The organism is Nocardia terrae (assembly GCF_009760405.1).
GTDB classification, from domain to species: domain Bacteria; phylum Actinomycetota; class Actinomycetes; order Mycobacteriales; family Mycobacteriaceae; genus Nocardia; species Nocardia terrae.
Map to the genome: position 1 here is coordinate 54,193 of NZ_WRPP01000012.1, position 20,651 is coordinate 74,843.

Below are 20,651 nucleotides of genomic sequence, written 5' to 3' on the forward strand. Positions count from 1 at the left end.
CCGCTAGTGCGCTCCCCCGAGCTCCAGCGCCAGCACCCCCGCGATCACCAGCACGATCCCCCCGATCTGCATCGGCGTCACATGCTCATCCAGAAACAACGCCCCGATCGTCGCCACCGCCACCACCCCCACCGCCGACCAGATCCCATAAGCCACCCCGATGGCCATCCCCCGCTTCAACGCCTGCGAAAGAAAGTAAAACGCCGCCCCATACCCGATCACCACAATGACCGACGGCACCAACTTGCTGAACCCCTCGGAGATCTTCAACGACACCGTCGCCGTCACCTCACACGCAATGGCCAATCCCAGCAGCAACAAGGTCATAGCCGCAGGATAGCTGTGCGCTATCCAGCTTCGGGCAGCCCGCACGACTCGACCCGACGCCGACAACCGGCTGCCCGCGATTTCGATCGGGACCGTCACCTCGTCGATCAGCCGGTCATTGGTCGCTCAGTGGTGGGCTCGAACACCGTGAGGCGAGCCGGGAGGACGGCTACCACAACCGAGGGGAATCATCATGGAGCACATCAACCGCGCCAAACGTATTCGGGGGGCTGTCGCGGCGGCCGTGCTGACCGTGGGTGCCGTCGCGGGTGGCGCGCTCGCCGCGGCCGGGCCCGCTTCGGCGGCGGGCTACGACTGCCCGGGTGGCGTGTTCTGCGGCTACGACGGCGTGGACCGCACCGGGAGCATGTTCGTGCAGGTCGATGACAACTGCGTGCTGCACGACATCAGCAATGCCGGACTCGGCGACCGTCTGGTGTCCTACTGGGACCGGACCGGCAAGACCGTCGACGTGCTCAACTGGAACGGCAAGCGCTGGGAGCTGCTCGCCCACGTTCCCGACTCCCACCGCGCCACCCTGCCCGTCTACGCCCAGAACAAGGCCGACGCCCTGAAGGTCTGCGCCTGACCCACCTGTTCTCGACTGTGCGATGTGGCCGAATCCCACGTCGCACAGTCGTTTTCCGCGGCAACCCACCGACCGCCCGCGCCGGTCGGCCGGACCGGTGCCCGGTCGTCACGGGAACACGCTGTCGTGCACCTTCCCCGCGGGCGGCAGCTCCCAGATCCACGAATCCTCGATCTCGTCGATCGGCCGGACGGTCTCGGGCAAGCCCGGCTGCCGAAAGCTAGAGGTGCACCATCGCGGTCATCGGGGCCAGGCCCAGGGTGGTGAGGGTGGTCGCGGCCTGGGCTGCGGCGTCGCCTCCGGCCAGGATTCCGGTTCGGGCCGATTGGTAGCGGCAGCCAGCGGCGTCGAATGTGGTTGCGGTGGAGAGGAGTCGGTCGCGGTCCTTGGCCAGGAGCGCATCCGCTCGGTCGATGATGGCCAGGGCCAGGGGGTTTCCGGTGGCGGCCGTGCGGGCGTCGGCGAGATCGGTTGCCGCGTTCGAGGTTCCGGTGAGCGCGGCGGCCTCGGCGCGTAGGGCCACGTACCAGGGGAACCATGCGGCGGTGACTTTGGTGCGGGCGTCGGCGGGGGTCAGCTCGATGCGTTCGAGGGCGTCGATCGGCTGGCCGTGGTGCAGCATGAGCAGCGCGTCGAAGACCGCTTGGTAGCCATCGGTGTCGGAGGCCGGGGTGCCGAGTTGCTGGAGGACACCGGTCCATTCGCGTTCGGCGTCGAAATCGTCGCGCAGACCGTGGATCAGGCGGACCCCGGCCACCGCCGCGCCCAGCTCGGCGCGGGCCGGGCGGTCTTCGCGCTGCCAGGCTTCCAGGAAGCGCGCGCCGTGGGCGAGGACCTCCTCGACATTGCCGGCCAAGGCATCCGCCACCAGCAATCGACTGGTCGCGGTGTGGCCGACCTCGGCCAGCATCGGATGTTCGGCGAGCTGCCGTCCCCAGCGTCGCGCGCCGGGCAGATCGCCGGTGCCGAGCCCGAATTCGGTGGCCTGGCCGAGGGCGTCGATCAGTTCGTGAGTGCCCGCGGGACTGTCGGGGGCGACCGACAGGAGCCGGATCCGGCGGCGGGCGGTGGCGGCCGCGGCGGGCAGATCCCCGGCGCGGCTCCGGACCGCCGCGAGGATATCGAGCGCAGCCGATTCGGCCAGCGGGTCACCGGTGGCGTGCGCGAACTCGACCGCGCGCTCGGCGAGCGAGATCATCTCCGAAACAGGGATGTCGGCGACATTCCGCTGCGCCCCGAACGGATCGGCCAGCGCCGCCGCCGCGAGTGCGATAGCGGCGCGCACGGCTGCCACCCGGGCCGGATCCATCTCCTGCCCGTCACCGAAGGCTTCGTCCGTCCGCACCGAAGGTCCCGAATCCGCTCCTGCGGTTGCGGAATCCGGCACCCCGGCAACGTCGGGTACGACCGTTGCCGTTCGTGTGATGTCGACATGGTCGATCCCCGCGGCGGTGGCCAGTCGCAGCGCCTCGTCGACGAGTGCGCGGGTCTCCGCGGGGCCGGGCAGATTCTCGAATGTACCGTGGAACCGGTAGACGCAGGCCGCCGCGGTCGCCAGGTCGGCGGACGCCCTCGCGAGATCGCCTGCGCGCTGCGCGAAATCGGCGGCGTCGCGGTGCAAGCGGAACATGTCGTCGCCATTGCCCTGGCAACCGGCGGCCGCTGCCGCCTGGCGCAGCAGGTCCGCTGAGACGGCAGGGTCGTCGGAGAAATATGCGGCTTGCTGGTAACGCCATTGGGATTCGCCGGTGAAGTGCCGGGTGAACAGCAGGTTCGCGAACCGGCTCGCCAATTGGTGCGCTTCCGCCCGGCGGTCCGGCCGCTCGCCCGCCCAACCCAGTGCGGCACGGAAATCATCTGCGGCGGTATCGAATCGGAGGCGACGGTCGGTGCGCATCACCGAGATCTCGTCGGCCTCGGCCAGGCACCAGCGCAGGTGTCCGGCGCGGGCGTCGTCGACTTCGCCTGCCGCCTCGAGCTGTTCGAGCCCGTACTGCCGGATGGTTTCGAGTGCGCGGAACCGAGTGCCGTTCTGCGTGTCGGTGACCGCCAGCAGGCTCTGCTCGACCAGTCGCGCCAATCCGGCTGCGACAGAGCCCTTTTCGACTCCCGTCACCTCGGCGGCCGCCTCCACGGGGAAGACGGTCATGAAGACCGATACCCGCCGCAGCAGCGCCCGGTCCTCGGGTTCGAGCAGCGCGTGGCTCCAGTCCAGAGCGGCGCGCACCGAGCGATGCCGGTCGTCGGCGCGCGCTCCACCGGAGAGCATGCGCAGCTGATCGTCCAGACCCGCTGCGAGGCCGTCGAGACCGAGGGTGGTCCAACGGGCTGCCGCCAGTTCGATGGCCAGCGCCACTCCGTCCAGGCGTTCGCAGAAGGCAGCGACCTGGTCGCGCATGGCGTGGTTGGGCGGCCAGCCGCCGGCCGCCGCGCGATCCATGAACAGGTCGACCGCGTCCGAAGCGCCCTCTCCCGCAAGCGACATCGGCGGGACGGTGTACACCCGCTCGAAGGGCACCATGAGCCGGGCACGACTGGTGGCGAGGACGCTCACACCCGGGCAGGCTTCGAGCAACTGCTCCACGAACGGAGCGACACCGTCGCGCACGTGCTCGCAATTGTCCAGTACCAGCAGCGCATTGCGGTCGGCGAGGGCGGACAGGACGGCGCGGTCGAAGCCGCGGCCCGGCTGCTCGCCCAGCCCGAGCGCCATGGCGACGGTGCCCGCGACCACGCACGTGTCCGGGCTGGCGAGCGGCACCAGGTCGACGAACCACACGCCGTCGGCGAATTCGCCGGCCACCTCGGCCGCCACCGCGAGAGCGAGCCGCGTCTTGCCCACGCCGCCCGCGCCGACCGCCGTCACCTGCCGTTGCGTCTTGATCAGCTCGGCCAGCTCGGCGCGCTCGCTGCCGCGACCGATGAACGAGGTCAACGGTTTCGGCAGCGCGGTCGCGGGTCGCGGACTCGCGGTGCGGGTCGCCGCCGCGTGCTGGGCCAGCGCCCGACGGTCGGGCACCTCCAGTTTCCGCAGCAGCGAGGACACGTGGCTCTCCACCGTGCGCACCGAGATGAACAGGCGCGCCCCGATCTCGGCATTGCTGAGATGCTCGCCGACCAGCGCCAGCACTTCCGCCTCGCGAGTGGAGATTTCCGACGTCACAACCATGGGATCAGTCTCCCTCACGCACGGTACGGATCGCTCTCCGTGGTGGATTCCGTGGTCACCACGGATGTGGTCGACCCGCTCCCGAGGCGAAGCTGAATGCACACCGGGTTCACCGGAAAACAAAGGAGAAACCATGACCACCATGGGCATCAAGACCGTCCTGCACCCGGTCTCCGACCTGGCCGCCGCCAAGTCCGTCTACGCCGCGCTGCTGGGCATCGCCCCCCAGACCGACTCCCCCTACTACGTCGGCTTCGACTCCGAGGGCCAGCACATCGGCCTGGTCCCCGAGGGCGGCCCCCAGTCCATGGCCACCCCCGTCTCCTACTGGCACGTCGGCGACATCGAAGCCAAGCTCGCCGCCCTCACCGCCGCCGGCGCCACCGTCGACCAGCCCGCCCACGAGGTGGGCGGCGGCCGCCTGGTCGCCACCGTCGCCGACACCGACGGCAACATCCTGGGCCTCATCCAGGACCGCTGACTTCTCCCCCTCCCGCACTCCCGACTCCCGCAAAGGAATCCAGCCATGACCACCCAGACTTCCGCCAAGCAGACCGCTATCGGTTTCACCGCCGAAGAGCGCGCCGCGATGAAGAGCCATGCCGCGGAACTGAAGGCCGCCGCGCGCCGCGCCAAATCCGCCAACGCCGCCGCCGAAGCCGAGCGGGAAGTACTCGCCAAGATCACCGAAATGACCGGCGCCGACCGCGAAATCGCCGAACGCCTGCACGCCCTGATCAAATCCGTTGCCCCGGAACTGACCTGCAAGACCTGGTACGGCATGCCCTCCTACGTGCGCGACGGCAAAATCCTCTGCTTCTTCCAGCCCGCGGCGAAGTTCAAAACCCGCTACGCCGTCCTCGGCTTCAACGACGTCGCCACCCTCGACGAGGGCGACATCTGGGCCGTCAACTTCGCCATCCAGCGCATGACCCCCGAAACCGAGGCCAAGATCACCGAACTCCTGACCAAAGCCCTACGCTGAACCGATTGCCTGCCACCGCAATTCAGTGGCAGGCACCGGGCACGTCTGGTGAACGCACGATGGTGCCGAGCCCGGTCGAGCCGGTTCGAGCTCGGAGACGGCTGCCAGAGAAGCTGAATCCTTTTGCGGGCGTGGACGCTCTTATGGTTGTGACAGTACGAATCGAGACAGAGGGCCGGGCGGGCGTGGAACCTGGGTGGGCCGGGAGGCAACTGGTCGAGGCGGCCCAGAACGGGGATCGGCAGGCCATTGCCGCCGTGGTGTACGGGGCTCATCCGCATGTGCGGCGGTTCGCGCAGCATTTGTGTGCGTCGTCGAGCGATGCCGAGGATGCCACGCAGGAAGCGTTGATCATCCTGTACCGGAAGATCGGAACGCTGCGGGCGACGTCGGCGCTCGCGTCGTGGATGTTCCGGATCGTTCGCAACGAGTGTCTGCGGCGGGCGCGGCAATTCATGGAGCAGGCGCCGCGGACGGACGCGGTCGGCGGCGAGGTCGTCATCTCCGCCGAGGACGAGGTGCTGCGCCGGTTCGACGCCGATCGGCTCGCGCAGGCGATCACGGCGCTGCCCGAGATCCAGCGCCGGGTGTTGATCATGCGCGACGTGCTGGGGCATCCGGGGCGCGCGACGGCCGACGCGCTCGGATTGAGCACCGCGGCAATGAAATCGCAGCTGCATCGGGCCCGCGCCGCGGTGCGACAGAATCTCGAAGGGTAGATCCAGCATGCTCACGAACGGAAACCCCGCCCCCGACCTGGAACTGATCGACACCGACGGACAGCCCTGGCGGCTGTCGGACCAGCCCGGCGCGCACGGCACACTGCTGTTCTTCACGCGATCGATCTCGTGCGCGATCTGCAACCACCACATCCGTGATCTCGTCGCTCGCCGCGCGGAGTTCGACACCGCGAACATCGGGGTCGTCATCGTGGCACCGGAGGATCGCGATGCGGTGCGGGCTTGGAAGACCGAACACGGCGTACCGTTCACCGTGGCGACCGGACCGACCGCCGACCCACATGAATCGGTCGGCCTGAACCGTCGGCTGTTCGGCTCGTGGTTGCAGTCCGGCACCGTGCTGATCGACAGAGACGGCCTGGTCCGCCACGCGCACGGCGCGACCATGCCGACCAACAGCTACGACAAGAAGGGGATCACCGCGGCCATCGAGTCCATGCGCGATTAAATGGGATGCGGCGAGCCCGCATTCGTGGATACAGTGCTCGGCATGTGGCTGTTCCTGTTCTCCTGAGAGCTATTCGCTCGTGCTGCCCGGCGGTCGTTCGAAACGACCGTGCTGAGGCTTTTCCGATTCCGACCGGCGATCGAACCGGTACGTCGGTCACGCATACCTGTAGGAGGACTCATGCCCGAGCGCTTTCCGCTGCCCGAAATCCCCTCGGAAGACCCTGCCGATCAGCCGCTGTCACGGCGGGAACGGCGGGGTAAGGGGAAGCAGAAGCAGCAGACGATGGCGGATGGCAAGGTGCACGGTTCCGGCCGCGCCGCCGTACCCGCCGCGAAACATATGAACTACCGACGCGGATGACGAACGGCCCGTTGGGTTTCCATGGACGGAAACCCAACGGGCCGTTGGCATATCGGCGCTCAGCTCAGCCAGGCGCGCTGGGTGGCGGCGGTCCCGCGGACCTCTTCGAGCTGCTTGGCGACCTGGGTGCCGGCGGTGCCGCCGCGTGCGTTGCGGGAGGCGATGGAGCCCTGAACGGTCAGGACCTCGCGGACACCGGGGGTCAGGGCCGGGTCGACGGCGGCGAATTCCGCGTCGGTGAGCTCGTCCAGCCCCACGCCGCGAGCTTCGGCGGCGCGCACGCAACCGCCCGCGGCCTCGTGCGCGACCCGGAACGGAACACCCTGGCGGACAAGCCATTCGGCGATATCGGTGGCGAGGGTGAAGCCCGCGGGAGCGAGTTCGGCCATCCGGTCGGTGTGGAAGGTCAGGGTGGAGACCAGGCCCGCGATGGCGGGCAGCAGCAGTTCCAGCTGAGCCACCGAGTCGAAGACCGGTTCCTTGTCTTCCTGCAGGTCGCGGTTGTAGGCCAGCGGCTGGGCCTTCAAGGTCGCGAGCAGACCCGTCACATTGCCGATCAGGCGGCCCGCCTTGCCGCGGGTGAGCTCGGAGACGTCCGGGTTCTTCTTCTGCGGCATGATCGAGGAACCGGTGGACCAGGCGTCGGCGAGGGTGATGTAGCCGAATTCCGGTGTGCTCCAGATGATGACCTCTTCGGCCATGCGGCTCAGGTCCACCGCGATCATGGCCAGCACGAACGCGGCCTCGGCAGCGAAGTCGCGAGAAGAGGTGGCGTCGATGGAGTTCGCGGCCGAGGAGTCGAAGTTCAGTTCGGCGGCAATGGCTTCCGGGTCCAGCCCCAGCGAGGAGCCCGCCAGCGCGCCGGAACCGTAGGGCGACACCGCGGCCCGCTTGTCGAAGTCGCGGATCCGGTCGATATCACGCAGCAACGGATGCGCGTGCGCGAGCAGGTGGTGCGCCAGCAGCACCGGCTGGGCGGCCTGCAGGTGGGTCTTGCCGGGCATGACCGCGTCCGGGTGCGCGGCGGCCTGCTCGACCAGCGCGTCCACCACATCCAGCACGCCGACCGCGATGCGCCGCACCGCATCCCGCAGCCACATGCGGAACAGCGTCGCCACCTGGTCATTGCGCGAACGGCCCGCGCGCAGGCGGCCGCCGAGCTCGGTGCCGACGCGATCGATCAGGCCACGCTCGAGCGCGCCGTGCACGTCCTCATCGGATTCCAGCGGCCCGAAGGCGCCCGACTCCACGTCGGCGGCAAGGGAATCCAGCCCGGCGAGCATGCCCGCGAGGTCGCTCTCCGACAGCAGCCCGGCCTTGTGCAGCACGCGGGCGTGCGCCTTGGACGCGCGCACGTCGTAGGGCGCGAGCACCCAGTCGAAGTGGGTCGACTTGCTCAGCGCCGCCATCGCCGCGGCCGGGCCGGACGCGAAGCGTCCACCCCACAGCGCGCCTTCGTTCGTGCTGCCGCCCTGGGTCATTGCGTCTCGTCTCCTCGCGGTTTCGTCGCGGTCATCAGAATGTGGTGGGCCATACCGGCCTTGGCCGCCTCGGGGACGCTACGGCCGTGGTCTTCGAGCAGGGCGACCGGATCGCCCTCGGTCACCAGCCAGCGGTGCATGGCGAACCAGTCGCGGGGGTCGTGACGGTCCTCCCACGGGTAGAACAGATTCTCCAGGTCGATGGTGATTCCGGCCTCCGCCATGACCTTCTTGCGCCGCTCCCGGAACTCGTCGGCCATATCGCCGCCGCGCCCCAGATTCAGTGCCAGGCGGCTGCCGGGAGCGCTGAGCTCCACCACCTTCTCCAGCAGCTGGTTCTGTGCGTGACCGGGCAGGTACCGCAGCAGGCCCTCGGCCAGCCAGGCGGTCGGCTCCCCGGGTTCGAAACCCTTGTCCAGCAAGGCTTTCGGCCAGTCCTGCCGCAGGTCGATCGCCACCTCGCGACGATCGGCGGCGGGCTCGTCCTCGGCCAGCGCCCGCGCCTTGAACGCCAGCACCTTCGGTTGGTCGAGCTCGAAAATCCTGGTGCCCGAGGGCCATTCGAGCCGGTAGGCGCGAGCGTCGAGACCGGCGGCCAGGATCACGATCTGCCGGATGCCGGCCCGCGCGGCGGCGGCGAAGTACTCGTCGAAGTACACGGTGCGGGCGATGAGCACGCTGCCCATCGACCAGCCGCGCAGATCACCGTCGTCGACGTTCTGCCCGCTCAGCGACCCCGCCATGAGCGCATCCCAGCCGGGCGAGGCGACCGCGCCGACGAGCTTCGCCGCATACGGATCGTGGAACAGCGCGTCCTCGCGCTTGGATTCGTACGCCCGGATCGCCGCCACGCCGAGGGCGGTCGCGCCCACGCTCTCCGTGATGTCCCAACTGTCGTCATCGGTTCGCATGGGCGCGTCTCCTCAGGCCGGTATGTCTCCGGTCGCAGGCTACTACTTGCTGTTGAGATCCCGACGCGCCGCGACCTTGGACGACAGGCCGTGGATCTGCACGAAGCCCTTGGCCAGCGACTGGTCGAAGGTGTCGCCCTCGTCGTAGGTGGCCAGGTTGAAGTCGTAGAGCGACTCGTCGGAGCGACGGCCGTTGACCACCACATTGCCGCCGTGCAGCACCATGCGGATCTCACCGGAGACGTGCTGCTGGGTCTCGCTCACGAACGCGTCCAGCGCGCGCTTGAGCGGCGAGTACCACAGGCCGTCGTACACCAGCTCGCCCCAGCGCTGCTCGACCTGCCGCTTGTAGCGGCCCAGCTCGCGCTCGATGGTGACCGCTTCCATCTCCTGGTGGGCGGCGATGAGCGCGATCGCGCCCGGGGCCTCGTAGATCTCGCGGCTCTTGATGCCGACGAGCCGGTCCTCGACCATGTCGAGGCGGCCCACGCCCTGGCGGCCGGCGCGCTTGTTCAGCTCGGTGATGGCCTCGAGCATGGTGACCGGGCGGCCGTCGATGGCGACCGGGACACCCTTGTCGAAGGTGACGATGAGCTCGTCGGGCGCCTCGAAGTTGACGGTCGGGTCGACGGTGTAGTCGTAGACGTCCTTGGTCGGCGCGTTCCACAGGTCCTCGAGGAACCCGGTCTCGACCGCGCGGCCCCACAGGTTCTGGTCGATGGAGAACGGCGACTTCTTGGACACGTTGATCGGCAGGTTGTTCTCACCCGCGAACTCGATGGCCTTCTCACGGGTCCAGGCGTAGTCGCGGACCGGCGCGATGACCTTCAGATCGGGCGCGAGCGCGCCGATGCCGACCTCGAAGCGGACCTGGTCGTTGCCCTTGCCGGTGCAGCCGTGCGAGACGGTGTCGGCGCCGTGGTACTCGGCGGCCTCGACCAGGTGCTTGACGATCAGCGGCCGGGAGATGGCCGAGACCAGCGGGTAGCGGCCCATGTAGAGGGCGTTGGCCTGGATGGTCGGCAGGCAGTATTCGTTGGCGAACTCGTCGCGGGCGTCCACGACGATGGACTCGACCGCGCCGCAGTCCAGCGCGCGCTGGCGCACGTCGTTCATGTCCTCGCCACCCTGGCCGAGATCGATGGCGACGGCGACGACCTCGGCGCCGGTCTCCTTCGCGATCCAGCTGATGGCGACAGAGGTGTCCAGCCCGCCGGAGTAGGCGAGTACGACGCGCTTCGTCATAGTCCGTGTGCTCCTCGATTGTGCGTATAGGTCCTCGACCGGTGCGCTCGAGTCGCGAGCCGTTCCCAGCTCCGCGTGGCGCGCTCCGTCGTCCTGCAAATGATTATGCACGACGATGCAATCCCATTCATAACCGGGTCCCACACCCGGCGAAACCGACCGCTAATTCTTGCACCGGCACCCGGAGCGGAATACAGTACGGACGTACGGTTTGGGAAATTCGACGTGATCGGAGCGGCCCATGTGGGATCCGGACAAGTACCTCGCCTTCGACGACCTGCGCGCGCGGCCGTTCTTCGACCTGGTGAATCGGGTGGGAGCGAGCAAGCCGCGGCGAGTGGCGGACCTGGGTTGCGGACCCGGGAATCTGACGGTCAGCCTGGCCGAGCGATGGCCGGAGGCGGTGCTCGAAGCATTCGACTCCTCGCCCGAAATGGTCGCCGCGGCAAGGGAACACGGGATCGACGCCACGGTGGCCGATGTGCGGGAGTGGATGCCCGCGCCGGACACGGATGTCGTGGTGACCAATGCGGTGCTGCAGTGGGTGCCGGATCATCTCGCGCTGCTGCCCGATTGGATCGCGGCACTGCCGGAAGGCGCGTGGTTCGCGCTGCAGGTACCCGGAAACTTCGACGCGCCTTCACATCTCGCGATTCACGGACTCGCGTCCACCGAGCGCTGGTTCGACAAGCTGGCGGAGGCCGGCATTCTCGAACGGCAGGCCGTGCCGGACCCGGCGGGGTATGCCGAGGTGCTGACCGCGGCCGGATGCCGGGTCGACGCCTGGGAGACAACCTATTTGCAGCCGCTCACGGGCGAGGATCCGGTGCTGGAATGGCTGACGGGCACCGCGTTGCGGCCGGTGCGGGACGCCCTCGACGATGCCGACTGGCAGGCCTTCCGCGCCGAGCTCGCCCCGATGCTGCGCTCGGTCTACCCCCGCCAGCCCGACGGCACCACATGGCTGCCGTTTCGCCGGGTGTTCGCGGTAGCGCACAAAGACTCCCGATCACCGGGCGCGCCCGGTCCGGCTGTGTCACGCTGAAGATCGTCACCCCCCCGCGCACACCGGAGGATCAGCCATGCTCTCGACACTCGCCCAGAACGTCGGAACCCTAGGCCACGACATCTTGTCCATCGGCTCGGCCGCACTGCAGTTCGCGCAGGACCTCATCACCTCGGGCGGCACCGGCCAGGGCGGCGGCGTCGGCACCTACCCGCCCGGCCAGTACCCGCTGAACTGACAACTCGGCTCTTCGCGTGAATCGGTGGCGGCATCACCCTGGATGCCGTCACCGATTCTCTGCGTCACGGACAGTCGGTCCTCAGCGGAACGCCCCGCAATGCGGTGTCGATCAATTGCCGCAGCGCACCGTCGATCGGCTCCTCGCCGTGGGAGACAGTACGTCCCGGACAGAACGATTGAATGCCGATATTCACCGCTCCGGGCAGCGAATTCTTTTCCGCGCCAGCGCTTTCGGAGTAGAAGTGATACGCGGCGAGGCCGGGCGGCACCGCGGGGTCCGCATTCAGTCGAGTCAGGAAATCCGAGCCGGGAACCAGATCCCGGCAACCAGGTGACACCAGCGCACAGACCGAGGCCAGGTCGTCACCCTGCTCGGGGGTGCCGTAGTCGACATACGTGCCCACTGTGTCGAATCCGCCTAGGAACTTCACGTAATACCGCTGCGCGAGCCCGCCCATCGAATGCCCGACCAGATCGACGCGCGCGGCACCCGTCTGCCCGCGGATCTCGGCGACCTTGCCGGCCAGCGCCTGCGCGGACTCCGGGATCGCCGCTGTCCCTGTGGGATTCCCGCTCAGCACCATCGAGAACGCGGTGTACCCCTGCCCGGTGAGCCAGATCCGGAAACTCTCCAGGCGCCCCTCGTCCGCGGCGATACCGCCGATCAGCAGCACCGGATCACGCGGCGGACCGTCCGCGTTCGCGGTTCCGGGCCGTCCCAGGAGAACTCCGATGGCCGCGGACAGCGTGAGCACGGTCGAGCATGCGATTCGTACCAGGGAGGACATCGACCTGCCTTCATGGAGATCCCGACCGCCATGTCGCACCGACCTTAGCAACGCCCGCGACACGCAGGACACCATGGCCGCGGCGCATGTTGCCCGACGGCTGTGGATCAGCGGTGCTCGGCCATCCATTCCCGCAAGGTGAGCAGGTTCGGGTGGAGTCGGCGGAGGGCGGGGATGTCGGCTCGGTAGCCGGATTCGCCGAACCAGAAGAACATTCGCGATTCGGGGCCCATCATGCGGAGCAGGCGTTGCGGCATGCGGAGATAGGCGCGGCCGGTGATGGCGGAGATCTCCGGGACGGCGAGTTCGTCACCGGCGATTTCCAGTGCGCGGCCGAGATATTCGTCCGGATCGGCGAACGCCAGGGCGGCGAAGACGCCGATATCGCGCACCGAGATCATTTGCAGGGTTTTGTTCTCACCGAGTACGGACGCCAGCATGCCCAGGCCGATCGACGCCACCATCGGTGTCGCGAATCCCTCCATATAGCTGGTCGGGCGCAGCATGGTCGCCGGTAGGCCGAGTTCTCGAATTCGCTGTTCCACCAGCCATTTATTGTCGAAGTGCGGAATGCCGCGCACGCGTTCCACACCGCCCACCGACGAATAGACATAGTGCTCGACTCCGGCCCGGGCCGCCGCCTCGGCGAGCGCGATCCCGCGTTCGGCTTCCCTGCCTCCGCGTGGCCCGACGCCGAACACCCCGTAGACGCCGCGCAGGACGTCGGCGAGTTCGTCGGGCCGGTCCAGATCGGCGGCCACCAGCTCGATTCCGTCGCGCCCCAGGGCTTTCGCCCGGGCACTGTCCGGCTTTCGCGTGGCGGCCCGAATCCTCCACTCCCCCTCCGCTGCTCGCAGCGCCGCCACGACCGCGCCGCCCTGATGCCCGGTGGCCCCGGTGACCAGGATCGTCTTCATGATTACTCCCTGGATATTTACCTAGCAGATAGTTACCTAGTTCATTATCACCACATTCATCGATGCTCGCTAGACTCGAGGACATGACAAGGACCCGGCGTACCGACGTGACCGCCGCAGAACTGGGCGAACTGCTGCAGAAGGCTTCTCACGCCTTCGCCCGCCGCGGCATCGCGGGCTTCGCCGCCCACGACCTCTCCCCCGCCCGCGTCCGGCTCATCGTCACCGTCGGCGAGGCACCCGATATCCGCATGCGTGAACTCGCCGAGCGGCTCGGCGTCACCGCCCGTGCCGTCACCCCGCTCGTCGACCGCCTCGAACGCGAGGGCCTGATCACCCGCACCCCCGACGCCGCCGACCGCCGCGCCTTCCGCCTGGCCCTCACCGCGGCGGGTGAGCGGGCGCGAACAACTATCAGCAACCTCCAAGAATCGGTCAGCGCAACGGCTTTCGCCGCCTTCTCCGCAGGTGAGAGGGCACAGCTGGCCGGGTTGCTGGCCAAGTTCCTCGACTCGGGCAGCTAGCCCGAAACACGGCCGTATCCTCCCGGCCACATCTCGTTGCGAGGATGTCGGGCGTTCTACAGGATCTCCACGCCCGGATCGCCGGGTGCGGAATCAGCACGGAGGATTCGATGAAGTTGCGTATTGCCGGAGTTCTGGGCGCTGCCGCGGTAGCCGGGATGGTCGCGGTGCTCGTGCCGGGAATCGCCGGCGCGTCGACCGGCACTCTGACCTCCAATGGCCGGGTGCTGGTGGACCCGACCGGATGCGTCAGCATCATGGTGACCGATATGGACACCACGGTGGTATCCAACGGAACCGACCAGGACGCCACCTTCTATGCGAGCCACGACTGCTCGGGCGACCCCCTCGGCACCGTGGCGGCGGGCAACAGCGGCACGCCGCCCATGGCGGGCAGCTTCTCGATCCAGTAGCGGCCAACTATCGGCAAACCCGCGAATCGGCGGCGGCATCATGATGATGTCGCCGCCGATTCCATTAGGACCACCGCCCCGGCTGGAGCACGTCCACCCAGTCCGCCGGCCAGGTGGCCAGCACGACGATCGCCATGACGACCAGATGCAGCGGCGCGGCGAAACTCTCCTTGGGCCCATGGTGATTCACGATATGAGTGACCACGGCGCCGGTCAGCACGAGGACCAGCACGGCTGCGCCGAGAAAGCGCGACTCGTGGTACGGGAGTACCAGCAATAGCGCACACCCGCCCTCGATCCCGCCGACGACGAATCGGAACCACGCGGGCCGGCCCCACTCCGGGAATCTGACCGAGTAGGCGGGCCCGAAAAGCGTGGGGCCGGACCAGAACTTGGTCACCGCCCCCATCAGGAACTCGAACGCGAGGAACCACAGCAAGCCGGTCGCGACCCATCCGGGCCAGGTGTGCGCAATTGTCATATCTCCATGACCGGCCGCCCGCCGGGAATGTGACGCACCCGAGTCGGTCAGTCGACAGTTAAGTACTTGCATTGAAATCAATCAGATCTCGAGTTGACTCGCGATGGGCGGTATGGGAACTTTCAGACGGTTCCGTGGGCTCGATTTGGAACACTCACGGGTTTTCAGAGGAGCAGCAGGTAGTGCGTCCACGTCTGTGGCGGGAAAAGTCAAGGGACAGAATGGAGTCCGGGTCCGCGTCGACAACCGATGCGCAGCCGGTACCCGGGGTTGCATTTACCGGGATATTGCGCGCCCGGACAATTCGCGGTCAGCTCTCCCGAATCTTGGCGTTCGCTTTGATTTTGGTTGTTGTTCCCTTGGCAGCGACCGTGCAACGGGCGTATAAGGACTACCGCGAATCCGACGACACCTCGCAGTCGGTGTCAATGGCACTGAACGTTCAGGATTTGACCGACCAGATCCAGCGGGAACTCGGCCTGAGCAACGGGCTACTGGGTGGCGACAACAGTTTGGCGCAGCCGCTGGTCGCCCAGCGGCGCACGGTCGACCACACCCTCGATCTGGTCAAGACCGCCGCGGCCGGCGACGCACCGGGCGCGGATCAGGTCCGGGCGGCCCTGGCTCAGCTGAACCTGTTGTCCAACACCCGAACCCAGGTCGACACCCGCCGCGTCAGCCGCCCCGTCGTGCTCCAGTTCTACGGCGACGCCGTGAGCTCGCTCAATCGGCTCACCCTCGGCCTGGATCGCGCCAATGACGCCCAGCTCGAGCGCGGGCTGCAGGCGTTCTACGCCCTCGGCTCGGTCAAGGAGCAGTTCGACAAGGAGCGCGGCTTCCTCAACGGCGTCTTCGTGGCCGGGCACTTCTCCGGCGGCGAATACGGCCAGTTCATGGAGATCCGCTCGGCCAAACAGTCCGCGCTGCAATCGTTTTCCCGCTTCGCCGACAAGGATCGCCAGGGCGATCTGGACGAGGCCATGCGCGGCGACGACGCCACCCGCGTCGATCAGGACGAGAGCGTCGCGCTGGCCTCCGGCGACGGCCCACTGGCCCGCCCGGTGGATCCGGCGACCTGGTGGAGCAAGCTGACCGCCGTCATCGACGCGCAGCGCACCGTGCAGAAGACCATCGGCGACGACATCCGTTCGCGCGCAGCACAGTTGCGCGATTCCGCGCAGACCTCGCTGATCGTGTTCCTGGCCGGTGCCGCCATCGCCATCGCGGCCATGATCGCGCTGGTCCTCGCCTCCGTGCGCGCCCTGGTGCGACCGCTGGCCGCCCTCGCCGGAGAGGCCGACGAGGTGGCGTCGCGGCGGTTGCCGCAGGTCATCGACGCGTGGTCGAACGCGGTCGACAGCACCCCGGACGCACCCGAGGCGGTGCGCACGCCACACGGCGCGAGCGCCGAGATCGCCGCGGTCGCGGGCGCGCTGGATCGCGTGCAGTCCACGGCATTCGAGCTCGCCTCGCAGCAGGCGCTGGTGCGGCGCAACACCATCGAGTCGATGGGCAGCCTGGCGCGCCGCAATCAGAAGCTGGTGCACCGGCAGCTCGCCCTGATCAGCCACTTCGAGCGCGAGGAGCTCGACCCGCAGGGCCTGGCCAACCTGTTCGAGCTCGATCACCTGGCCACCCGCATGCGCCGTAATGCCGAGAGCCTGCTGGTGCTGGTGGGCGAGAACAGCCCGCGGCGGATGCCGCAGCCGATCTCGCTGGTCAACGTGATCCGCGCGGGCATGTCGGAGGTCGACGACTACCGCCGGGTGGTGCTGCGCCGGATCGAGGACGTGTTCATCGTCGGCGTGGCGGCCAGCGAGCTCTCGCACATGCTCGCCGAGCTGCTCGAGAACGGATTGGCCTTCTCCCCACCGGATCTCGATGTCGAGGTCTACGGTCGCCGCTCCGCGCAGGGGTATCTGCTGGCGGTGGTCGACCACGGCGTCGGCATGTCGCCCGAGCAGCTCGCGCAGTCCAATGCCAAGCTGCGCGGCGAGCAGGACTTCATCGTCGCGCCGACCCGCTATCTCGGCCACTACGTGGTGGGCCGGCTGGCCCAGCGCCTGGGCATCGAGATCGAGCTGAACACCTCGCCGGTCAGCGGCATCGTCGCGCGGCTGACACTGCCGGCGGAATTGCTTGCCGCCGACGGTGATCAGCGGATCGAGACCGTGCAGGAGCCGACCGCGAGCACCCCGGTGGAACCGACCTGGGGCTCGGATCCGGCACCGGTGAGCGCCGCGGCGATCGAGGCTCCGCCCGCGAGCCGCGCCGAGGGCTTCCCTCGCCATTCCGGCGGGCCGGTGACCGGAGTCCATGCTGCGCAAGGAGATCCCGGCCAGCGGTACGCCGGGATCGCGGGCGGGACGCGGGCCGGGATGACCAGTGAAGCCGCGGTGGTCAGCGAGGCCGCGAAAGAGACGGGTGGCGCCGTAAGCGAAAGCCCGCGCGTCACGCCCCGCGCCGCGGCGCCGGAATCCTCCGACCGGGCCACGACCCGCAACGGTCTGGTCAGGCGCAACAAGGCGGGTCGCGGCGCGACGACCGCACCGCAGTCGCGCCCGGCGCCCGAGCCCGCCCCGCCGCCGCGCCAGGAGCCGGTGGCCGATCGCACCCCCGAGCAGACCCGTTCCATGCTGACCGCCTTCCGGGCCGGGCACGAGCGCGCCACCGAGATCTATACGACCTCTTCTCGCCTGTTCCCGGTCTCCGGCGAGATATCTTCCCGCACAAACGATTCCGTCTAACCACACTTTCACGACGATCCGAGAGGAGTACCGGTGACCGCCCAGCTGCCGACCGCCGATCCCCATACCTTCAGCTGGCTGCTGGCGAACTTCGTCCGCACCACCCCGGGTGTGCGAGACACCGTCGCGGTCTCCTCCGACGGACTGCTCATCGCCATGTCCGAGGGTTTGGAGCGCTCCGCCGCGGATCGCCTGGCCGCCATGGTGTCCGGGCTGACCAGCCTGGCCACCAGCGCCTCGCGCAGCTACTCCTTCGACGGCCTGAAGCTCATCATGATCGAGATGAAGCGCGGCTTCCTGCTCGTCTCGGCCATGGGCAGCGGCAGTTGCCTGGGCGTCATCGCCGACGGCAACTGCGATATCGGACTGCTCGGCTACGAGATGTCGATCCTGGCCGAGCGCGCCGGTTCGCTGCTGGATCCGGCGCTCATCTCCGAACTGAGAGAGTCCTTGCGCCGATGAGAGATTCCGACCCGCTACACCCGAACAACGCGGTGCACGCGGACCTCGAGCACGGCGCGCACGACTTCGTCCGGCCCTTCGTGGTCACCGGCGGCCGCACCACCCCGGTGATCGACGGCCTGCGCATCGAAACCCTGGTGCAGGCGGTGCCTTCGGCGCTCTCCGCGCCCTTGCAGCTCGAGCAGCGGGAGGTGGTGCGGCTGTGTCAGCAGCCCACCTCCATCGCCGAAGTCGCCGCCGCGCTGCATGTTCCGGTCGGCGTCGCCAAGGTGATCGTGAGCGACTTGGCCGCGCACAACTATCTGTCGGTCCGCGAGGCACCCGAGCTGACCGTCGCCGCCATCGAGAGGATCAGGGACCTTGTCCGCGCACTCTGACACCGCTATCGCACCGCGCACGCCGTCTTCGGTGAAGATCGTGATCAGCGGCGGATTCGGTGTCGGCAAGACGACTTTCATCGGCGCGATCTCCGAGATCGAGCCGCTGGCCACCGAGGCCGCCATGACCGAGGCCGCGGCGAACATCGACGATCCCGGGCACCGCGCGGACAAGACCCAGACCACGGTGGCCCTCGATTTCGGCCGCATCACCCTGGACCGGTCGCTGATCCTGTACCTGTTCGGCACGCCCGGCCAGGAGCGGTTCGTGTTCCTGTGGGACGACCTGGTCGACGGCGCGCTCGGCGCGGTCATCGTGGTCGACACCAGCCGCATCGACGACTGCTATCCGGTGCTCGACTACTTCGAGCAGACCCGCACGCCGTTCGTGGTGGTGGTCAACCGCTTCGACGGCGAGCCGCGCTTCGACCTCGACGAGGTGCGCGAGGCGCTGGAGCTCGAGGACGACATCCCGGTGCTGGAATGCGATGCGCGCGATCGGGAATCGGTGAAGAACGTGCTGGTGGCCCTGCTCGAGCAGGTGCTCTACCACCGGCTCGCGGTGTAGGAGGAGGCTCGATGTTCACCACCCGCCCCACCCTGCAGGGCACCTTCGGCATGGCGTCCTCCACCCACTGGCTGGCCTCGGCCACGGCCATGGCGGTGCTCGAGGACGACGGCAATGCCTTCGACGCCGCGGTGGCCGCGGCCTTCGTACTGCACGTCGCGGAGCCGCACCTGAACGGTCCGGCCGGCGAGGTGCCGGTCATCCTGGCCCCGGCCGGTAGCGCGCCGCGCGTGCTGTGCGGTCAGGGCCCGGCGCCGGCCGGTGCGACGGTCGACCACTATCGAGGTCTGGGCCTCGAATTGGTGCCCGGCACCGGGCCGTTGGCGGCCGCGGTGCCCGGCGCGTTCGACGCCTGGATGCTGCTGCTGCGCGATCACGGCACCAAGACCTTGGCGCAGGTGCTGTCCTTCGCCATCGGCTACGCCGAGCACGGGATTCCGGCGGTGGAACGGATCGGCGCGACCATTGCCGAGGTCCAGGAGCTGTTCGAAACCGAGTGGACCGATTCCGCGGCGGTGTACCTGCCCGGCGGGAAGCCGCCCGCACCCGGTGCGCTGCTGCGCAATCCGGCGCTGGCCGCCACCTGGCGGCGGGTGCTCGCCGAGGCCGAGGCGGCCGGTGCGGACCGGGACGCGCAGATCGAGGCGGCCCGGCGGGTGTGGAGCAGCGGCTTCATCGCCGAGGCGCTGGCCGCCGCGGCGGCCCGGCCGACCATGGACACCTCCGGCGAGCGGCACACCGGCACGCTCGGCCTCGACGATTTCGCGAATTTCCGTGCCACGTACGAGGATCCGGCCTTCCACGAGTGGAACGGCTGGACCGTGGCCAAGCCCGGACTGTGGAGTCAGGGACCGGTCTTCCTGCAGCAGCTCGGCCTGCTGGACGAGCTGCCCGAGTACGGCACGCCCGAGTACTACCACACGCTGATCGAGGGTTCGAAGCTCGCGATGGCGGACCGCGAGGCGTGGTACGGCGATGGCGCGACGGTCACGCTCGCGCAGTTGCTGGCCCCGGAGTACAACGCCGAGCGGCGCAAGCTGATCGGTGAGCGGTCCTCGGAGGAGCTGCGCCCCGGCAGTCCGGGCGGTCTGGCTCCCCGGCTCAGCGCCTACGCCCGATCGCAGTCGGCGGCGGCGACGGCCGACGGGCTCGGTGCGGGCGAGCCGACGGTCGCGTCCAACGGTGGAACCCGCGGGGACACCTGCCATCTCGACGTGGTGGACCGCTGGGGCAATATGGTCGCGGCGACGCCCAGCGGCGGCTGGCTGCAGTCCAATCCCGTGGTGCCGGAACTGGGTTTCCCGCTCGGCACCCGGTTGCAGATGTCCTGGCTGGAAGCCGATCTCCCGAATTCACTTGTCCCCGGCCATCGTCCGCGCACCACGCTGACGCCCTGCCTGGCACTGCGCGGCGGTGAGGCGGTGATGGCGTTCGGCACTCCCGGCGGCGATCAACAGGATCAGTGGAACCTGCACTTCTTCCTGGCGGTCGCGCTGCGCGAGCCGGTGCGCGGGAGCCTCGATCTGCAGGGGGCCATCGACGCGCCGAACTGGCATCAGGAGAGCTTCCCGGGCTCCTTCTATCCGCGCGTCATGAGTCCCGGTGTGACCGTGGTGGAATCGCGGATCGGCGACGAGGTCATCGGTGAGCTCGAGCGCCGGGGCCACCGCATCACGGTCGGCGGCCCGTGGTCGGAGGGCCGGTTGTGCGCGGTGTCCCGCGATCCCGAGACCGGAGTGCTGGCCGCGGGGGCCAATCCTCGGGGCATGCAAGGTTACGCCGCGGGGCGCTGAACAGAACAGCCGCAGGGCGACGAAAAGTACAGCATATGAACGAAATATCGCGCCGCCCGCACGGCGCGAAATTCATG

At 68.6% G+C, this 20,651-nt stretch carries 23 protein-coding genes; 15 read left to right on the forward strand and 8 right to left on the reverse strand.

Going from position 1 to position 20,651, the window contains the following annotated elements; translation table 11 throughout:
- Positions 1–3: 3 nt before the first annotated feature.
- Complete coding sequence (locus GPX89_RS38525) at positions 4–327, reverse strand: DMT family transporter (RefSeq protein WP_157392705.1); 324 nt, start codon at positions 325–327, stop codon at positions 4–6.
- A 193-nt stretch (positions 328–520) separates the two neighbouring features.
- Here GPX89_RS38525 and GPX89_RS38530 point away from each other — a divergent pair, with 193 nt between their 5' ends.
- Positions 521–916: a peptidase inhibitor family I36 protein gene (locus GPX89_RS38530; RefSeq protein ID WP_157392706.1), complete on the forward strand. Its 396-nt coding sequence runs from the start codon at positions 521–523 to the stop codon at positions 914–916.
- Between the two features lie 220 nt (positions 917–1,136).
- Here GPX89_RS38530 and GPX89_RS38535 read toward each other — a convergent pair whose 3' ends face one another.
- A complete protein-coding gene (locus GPX89_RS38535; protein ID WP_157392707.1) occupies positions 1,137–4,085 on the reverse strand; it encodes an ATP-binding protein in 2,949 nt (982 codons plus the stop codon).
- A gap of 133 nt (positions 4,086–4,218) precedes the next feature.
- Here GPX89_RS38535 and GPX89_RS38540 point away from each other — a divergent pair, with 133 nt between their 5' ends.
- The 5 genes from GPX89_RS38540 to GPX89_RS38560 all read left to right on the forward strand — a co-directional run bounded on the left by GPX89_RS38540 (position 4,219) and on the right by GPX89_RS38560 (position 6,621).
- Entirely contained in the window at positions 4,219–4,566 is a 348-nt protein-coding gene (locus tag GPX89_RS38540) for a VOC family protein (protein ID WP_157392708.1), read from the forward strand.
- A 45-nt stretch (positions 4,567–4,611) separates the two neighbouring features.
- Positions 4,612–5,070 carry an iron chaperone gene (locus GPX89_RS38545; protein ID WP_157392709.1) on the forward strand — a complete coding sequence of 153 codons (459 nt, stop codon included), beginning with the start codon at positions 4,612–4,614 and terminating at the stop codon, positions 5,068–5,070.
- A gap of 5 nt (positions 5,071–5,075) precedes the next feature.
- Positions 5,076–5,789 (forward strand): RNA polymerase sigma factor, encoded by a 714-nt coding sequence (locus GPX89_RS38550; protein WP_235949080.1) that lies wholly within the window; start codon positions 5,076–5,078, stop codon positions 5,787–5,789.
- Positions 5,790–5,796: 7 nt separating this feature from the next.
- A complete protein-coding gene (locus GPX89_RS38555; RefSeq protein WP_157392710.1) occupies positions 5,797–6,258 on the forward strand; it encodes a peroxiredoxin family protein in 462 nt (153 codons plus the stop codon).
- A gap of 180 nt (positions 6,259–6,438) precedes the next feature.
- The gene (locus tag GPX89_RS38560; RefSeq protein ID WP_157392711.1) at positions 6,439–6,621 is read left to right on the forward strand and encodes a hypothetical protein; all 183 of its coding nucleotides are present in this window, start codon (positions 6,439–6,441) and stop codon (positions 6,619–6,621) included.
- Positions 6,622–6,680: 59 nt separating this feature from the next.
- Here GPX89_RS38560 and argH read toward each other — a convergent pair whose 3' ends face one another.
- Genes argH through GPX89_RS38575 form a run of 3 tightly spaced genes read right to left on the reverse strand, consistent with a single transcriptional unit; the run spans position 6,681 to position 10,258 of the window.
- Positions 6,681–8,102 carry an argininosuccinate lyase gene (gene argH, locus GPX89_RS38565; RefSeq protein ID WP_157392712.1) on the reverse strand — a complete coding sequence of 474 codons (1,422 nt, stop codon included), beginning with the start codon at positions 8,100–8,102 and terminating at the stop codon, positions 6,681–6,683.
- The gene (locus GPX89_RS38570) at positions 8,099–9,013 is read right to left on the reverse strand and encodes an SAM-dependent methyltransferase (RefSeq protein WP_157392713.1); all 915 of its coding nucleotides are present in this window, start codon (positions 9,011–9,013) and stop codon (positions 8,099–8,101) included. The genes argH and GPX89_RS38570 overlap by 4 nt, the downstream gene beginning before the upstream one ends.
- Positions 9,014–9,055: 42 nt before the next feature.
- On the reverse strand, positions 9,056–10,258 hold the full coding sequence (locus GPX89_RS38575; protein WP_157392714.1) for an argininosuccinate synthase: 1,203 nt from the start codon (positions 10,256–10,258) through the stop codon (positions 9,056–9,058).
- 241 nt (positions 10,259–10,499) lie between these two features.
- On the opposite strand from GPX89_RS38575, the gene GPX89_RS38580 reads away from it, so the two are divergent.
- Together GPX89_RS38580 and GPX89_RS38585 are read left to right on the forward strand one after the other, a co-directional pair.
- Complete coding sequence (locus GPX89_RS38580) at positions 10,500–11,303, forward strand: trans-aconitate 2-methyltransferase (RefSeq protein ID WP_157392715.1); 804 nt, start codon at positions 10,500–10,502, stop codon at positions 11,301–11,303.
- Between the two features lie 37 nt (positions 11,304–11,340).
- Positions 11,341–11,502, forward strand: a complete 162-nt coding sequence (locus GPX89_RS38585) for a hypothetical protein (protein WP_157392716.1) — start codon at positions 11,341–11,343, stop codon at positions 11,500–11,502.
- Between the two features lie 64 nt (positions 11,503–11,566).
- Here GPX89_RS38585 and GPX89_RS38590 read toward each other — a convergent pair whose 3' ends face one another.
- Positions 11,567–12,355 carry an esterase/lipase family protein gene (locus tag GPX89_RS38590; protein WP_328602792.1) on the reverse strand — a complete coding sequence of 263 codons (789 nt, stop codon included), beginning with the start codon at positions 12,353–12,355 and terminating at the stop codon, positions 11,567–11,569.
- A 44-nt stretch (positions 12,356–12,399) separates the two neighbouring features.
- Positions 12,400–13,209: an NmrA/HSCARG family protein gene (locus GPX89_RS38595; protein ID WP_157392717.1), complete on the reverse strand. Its 810-nt coding sequence runs from the start codon at positions 13,207–13,209 to the stop codon at positions 12,400–12,402.
- An 83-nt stretch (positions 13,210–13,292) separates the two neighbouring features.
- On the opposite strand from GPX89_RS38595, the gene GPX89_RS38600 reads away from it, so the two are divergent.
- Complete coding sequence (locus GPX89_RS38600) at positions 13,293–13,733, forward strand: MarR family winged helix-turn-helix transcriptional regulator (RefSeq protein ID WP_157392718.1); 441 nt, start codon at positions 13,293–13,295, stop codon at positions 13,731–13,733.
- Positions 13,734–13,843: 110 nt separating this feature from the next.
- Positions 13,844–14,146, forward strand: coding sequence for a hypothetical protein (locus tag GPX89_RS38605; RefSeq protein ID WP_157392719.1), 303 nt, complete (start codon positions 13,844–13,846; stop codon positions 14,144–14,146).
- Between the two features lie 64 nt (positions 14,147–14,210).
- Here the strand turns inward: GPX89_RS38605 and GPX89_RS38610 are convergent, their stop codons facing one another.
- Positions 14,211–14,627, reverse strand: a complete 417-nt coding sequence (locus GPX89_RS38610) for a DoxX family protein (RefSeq protein WP_157392720.1) — start codon at positions 14,625–14,627, stop codon at positions 14,211–14,213.
- Between the two features lie 371 nt (positions 14,628–14,998).
- Between GPX89_RS38610 and GPX89_RS38615 the strand changes: the two genes are divergently transcribed.
- Genes GPX89_RS38615 through GPX89_RS38635 form a run of 5 tightly spaced genes read left to right on the forward strand, consistent with a single transcriptional unit; the run spans position 14,999 to position 20,574 of the window.
- A complete protein-coding gene (locus tag GPX89_RS38615) occupies positions 14,999–17,374 on the forward strand; it encodes a sensor histidine kinase (protein WP_328602793.1) in 2,376 nt (791 codons plus the stop codon).
- A 33-nt stretch (positions 17,375–17,407) separates the two neighbouring features.
- Complete coding sequence (locus tag GPX89_RS38620; protein ID WP_328602794.1) at positions 17,408–17,836, forward strand: roadblock/LC7 domain-containing protein; 429 nt, start codon at positions 17,408–17,410, stop codon at positions 17,834–17,836.
- Positions 17,833–18,213, forward strand: coding sequence for a DUF742 domain-containing protein (locus GPX89_RS38625; RefSeq protein WP_157392722.1), 381 nt, complete (start codon positions 17,833–17,835; stop codon positions 18,211–18,213). The genes GPX89_RS38620 and GPX89_RS38625 overlap by 4 nt, the downstream gene beginning before the upstream one ends.
- Complete coding sequence (locus tag GPX89_RS38630) at positions 18,197–18,781, forward strand: GTP-binding protein (RefSeq protein WP_157392723.1); 585 nt, start codon at positions 18,197–18,199, stop codon at positions 18,779–18,781. The genes GPX89_RS38625 and GPX89_RS38630 overlap by 17 nt, the downstream gene beginning before the upstream one ends.
- An 11-nt stretch (positions 18,782–18,792) precedes the next feature.
- Complete coding sequence (locus tag GPX89_RS38635; protein ID WP_157392724.1) at positions 18,793–20,574, forward strand: gamma-glutamyltransferase family protein; 1,782 nt, start codon at positions 18,793–18,795, stop codon at positions 20,572–20,574.
- The last annotated feature ends 77 nt before the right edge of the window (positions 20,575–20,651 follow it).